At 74.7% G+C, this 3,686-nt stretch carries 3 protein-coding genes; all 3 read right to left on the bottom strand.

Features of this window, described 5'->3' with window-relative positions:
* Window positions 1-532 (bottom strand): SigE family RNA polymerase sigma factor (locus AOK00_RS29765; protein ID WP_055603326.1); only part of this gene is annotated, 532 nt, incomplete at its 3' end.
* A 218-nt stretch (window positions 533-750) separates the two neighbouring features.
* Window positions 751-1,377, bottom strand: coding sequence for a hypothetical protein (locus tag AOK00_RS29760; RefSeq protein ID WP_055603325.1), 627 nt, complete (start codon window positions 1,375-1,377; stop codon window positions 751-753).
* Window positions 1,378-1,525: 148 nt separating this feature from the next.
* Window positions 1,526-3,595, bottom strand: coding sequence for an FUSC family protein (locus AOK00_RS29755; RefSeq protein WP_055603324.1), 2,070 nt, complete (start codon window positions 3,593-3,595; stop codon window positions 1,526-1,528).
* Window positions 3,596-3,686 lie beyond the last annotated feature (91 nt).

The raw sequence follows: 3,686 nt of genomic DNA, 5'->3' as shown, positions 1-3,686 counted from the left end.
CTCCGGTAGGGGCGGGGAGAGGCGGGGCGGGGACGGTGACGAGCCCCGGGTGGGCGCGGAGCGCGGCCAGACCGCGACGGGCATGGGTCTTGACCGTGCCGATCGAGCAGTTGAGCACGCTCGCGATCTCCAGCTCGGTCAGATCCTCCCAGTAACGGAGCACCATGACCGCGCGCTGACGGGCGGTCAGATCCGCTAACGCGGCCAGGAGCGCGGTGCGTTGTTCGACCGCCTCCGCGTGACCCGCGGAGGTGTGGCGCAGCGACTCCGGCAGGACCGGCGTCAGGAGATGGACGACCCGCTTCCGGCGGATCCGGCTGAGGTTGTTGTTGATCAGCGCCCGGCGCACATAGAGGTCGACCTCCCCGCGCGGAACCCGCCGCCACCGCGCGTACACCTTGGCGAGCGTCGTCTGCACCAGGTCCTCGGCCTCGTGGAAGTCCCCGGTCAGGAGCCGGGCCGTGCGCACCAGACGCGGCCAGGCGGCAGCGGCGAACTCACTGAAGCCGTCGTCCTCGGAGGTCGCGGTCATCCCGATGGCCCCGGTGGCTCCGGTGACGCCGGTGACGCCGGTCGTGCCCATGACCCTGGACATCCCGACGGCCCCGGTGGCCGCCGTGACCTCGGCGACCTCGGTGACGGACTCGTGCGGCACGGTGTCGGACCTCGCGTTCGGTCGGTGGATCGATGGTGCCGTGGAGAGCGGCGGGGCCCGCCCCGTGCCGGGCCCCGCCACGTTTCTGCCACGGGTCAGCCGCGGCCGGCCGGGAACTCGAAGCCCGGAAGCTCGGCCAGCGGCTTGCCCGCGCGGTCGTAGAGGGTGACGCCGAGGCCGCTGCCGCCGTTCCCGCCCGCCGGCCCGGTGTGGGCGTACCAGACACCCCAGTCGGGGCGGCCGGGCAGGGCGATGAGGGTGGCGACGGTCTTGTGGCCCTCGGTGTCGCTCAGTTCGACGCGGCCCGCCTCGCGGGTCCCGTAGTAGAGGCCGGAGTGGAAGGTGCCCGTCGCGTCGCCCTGGCTCTGGTGGCTCACACCGGGCTCGGAGCGGTCGATGTTGCCGTCGACGACGCTGCGGAAGTTCTCGTAGTCGTCCGGGCCCGTCCAGTGCTTGCCGTCACGGGTCAGCCACACAGTGAAGCCCCCGCCGGCGTCCACGCGCTCGCCGGGACGGACGGTACGGACCGGGTTCGGGGCGGGCACGGCGGCCTTGGCCGGGGTGACCTTGGCAGGCTCGGTCCGGGCCGCGGTGCCGGTCGCGACGGAGGTGGTGGAAGCCGTGGAGGTGGGGGAGGTCCCGGTGGGCGCTCCGACGGCCGACGGTGCCGCGATCGCCACGGCGGCCACGACGCCGGCGGCCGCCAGCCAGTACTTCTTCATGCGGTTGCTCCTGGATGGATGTCGGTGGAGGACCGCGTCACATCCGCGCCCCTCTTCCCCTACCAACTCCTCCCGGCCGCACGCCGGATGACATGCTCGCGAAATTCGTACGGCCGACGTCCCCGCCGTGCGGGAGGAGCGGGCGGCGCTACCGCGCACGCGCCCGCGTGGAGTCCGTCAGGGCCGTCGTGACCTCGTCCAGGGCCTCCAGGAGGAGGGCCGCGCCCTTGTGCAGCAGGAAGTGGTCCGGTGCGTCGTCGGACCAGGCCTCGACCGTCTCGCGCAGGTCGTCCCAGCCGGGCTCCTTGCGTTCCCGTACGTCCTTGGCGCCCCGTTCCGTCGCCATGCGCAGGGACTCAGCGAGGGTCGCGGCGGCGGGGACGGGCTCGGCGCCGCGTTCCGGCAGGTGTGCCTCCATGAGCATCGCCACCCGTCCGAACTCCGCGAGCGCGTGGTCGGCCTGTTCGGTCGCCGCGTGCGAGAGGCCCCGGTGCCGTACCGGCTCGTGCGTCGCCCTCTCCACGGCCTCCTGCCAGGCGACGCGGGCCGCGCGGGTGTCCAGGAGCGCCTCCCGTACGTCGGGGCTCGCCGGCCCGGCCGGATCGGCGTACCGCGCGGTGACGACCGCCGCGTACCGGCCGACCGACGCGATCCAGTCCGCGAGCCGGCCGCGCAGCCGGGGCGTCTCCCACGCCGGGTAGACGGCGTACGCGAGCATCGCGAGGAGCCCGCCGATCAGGGTCAGCGTCACCCGGTCCCGCACGGTCTGGGTGACCCCCACGCCCTCCATGCCGAGCAGGAAGACGACGTAGGCGGCGACGAAGACCTGGCCGGCCGCGTACCCCGAGCGCACCAGCAGGTACACCGCGAAGGCGCACACCACCGCGAGGCCGGCCGACGGATACATGCCCGGGTGGGCCGACTGGACGACCGCCGTCGCGAGGGCCACTCCGACGAGGGTGCCGCCGAAGCGGGCCACCGAGCGCGCGTACGTCTGCGAGAAGTCCGGGCGCATCACCATCACCGACGCCATCGGCGCCCAGTAGCCGTGCCCGAGGGGGAGCACCGTGCCCAGCAGATAGCCGGCGGCCGTGACCGCCGATACGCGGATCGCGTGCCGCAGGATCGGCGAGTCCCGGCGCAGCTCGGCGCGCGCCTTCGCGACGACGATCGGGGTCAGCCGGACGAGGGTGGGGCGCTCCCGGGGCGTGGCGCCGTGGCCCGAGGTCTCCGTCCTCGGCTCGGCCGTCTCGACGACGTCGCCGAGCAGCGCGACGAGCCGCAGGGCGGCACGGCGGGACGGGCCGTGGAGGATCGCGTCGGTGTCGGGGGTGCGGAGGGCGGCGACGGCCGGCGGCGGGAGGGTGACGGGTTCGCCGTGCCGGATGGCGTGGGCGGCGGCGTCCAGGACGGAGGCCGCGGCCGCGAGCAGCTCCTGTACGCGCGCGCGTGCCGGGCCTTCCGCCGGGACGCCGACGGCCGGGTCGGCGAGGGAGGCGAGGACCGGGCGGATGCGCTCGGCGAGGCCGCGGGCACCGTGGAGCTCCGCCGGGCGGCGACGGGCCTGGCCGGGTGTCACGGCGGCCGCGCTGCGGGCGGTCATGAGCGGCAGGGGGTCGAACGGGGCGACCGGGTCGTGGCGCAGGCGGCGGGCGTAGTCCGCCTCCGCGGCGAGCGCGTCCGCGAGGGCGTCGCGCTGGGCGCCCCAGGGGCGGACCGGGAGGAGGACGACCAGGCCGGCCTGGACGACACCGCCCGCGAAGATCATGGCGGCGTGGCCGGCGGCGGTGGCGACGGAGGTGGGGAGGGTGACGGTGACCAGCATGATCGCCACGTTGGAGGAGGCGATGATGCCGGCGGTGGGGCCTGCGGACCAGGCGAGCCCTGAGAGGAACGTCCAGACGAGCAGCAGGGCGAGGAAGAGCGTCTCGTGGGAGACCGTGAGATAGCCGATGAAGGTCGACACGGCGAGGCTGGCGCCGGAGGCGAGGGCGAGGGTGGGGCGGGGGCGCCAGGAACGCTGGAAGGTCGCGATGGCCGCCTGGAAGGCGCCGAACGCGGAGGAGGCGGCGACGACGGGGCCGAAGACGGCGAGCGAGAAGCCCACGACGAGGGCGAGTCCGAGGGCGGCGCGGGCGGCGATGACGGGGTCGAGCCGCCGCCGCTCGACGGTGAGCCCGGAGCGGGCGGTCTCCTTCAGCGCCCGGAGCCAGCTCATGCTCCGAGCGTATCCGTGATCACCTCAGAACAGGACTTTTCACCCACCCCGCCCCGCCCTTCCTCGCCCCGAGATCCCGACGGCTCAACCC

It is taken from the genome of Streptomyces aureus (assembly GCF_001418135.1).
Classification (GTDB): Bacteria; Actinomycetota; Actinomycetes; order Streptomycetales; family Streptomycetaceae; genus Streptomyces; species Streptomyces aureus_A.
This window is presented reverse-complemented; position numbering and strand designations above follow the sequence as displayed.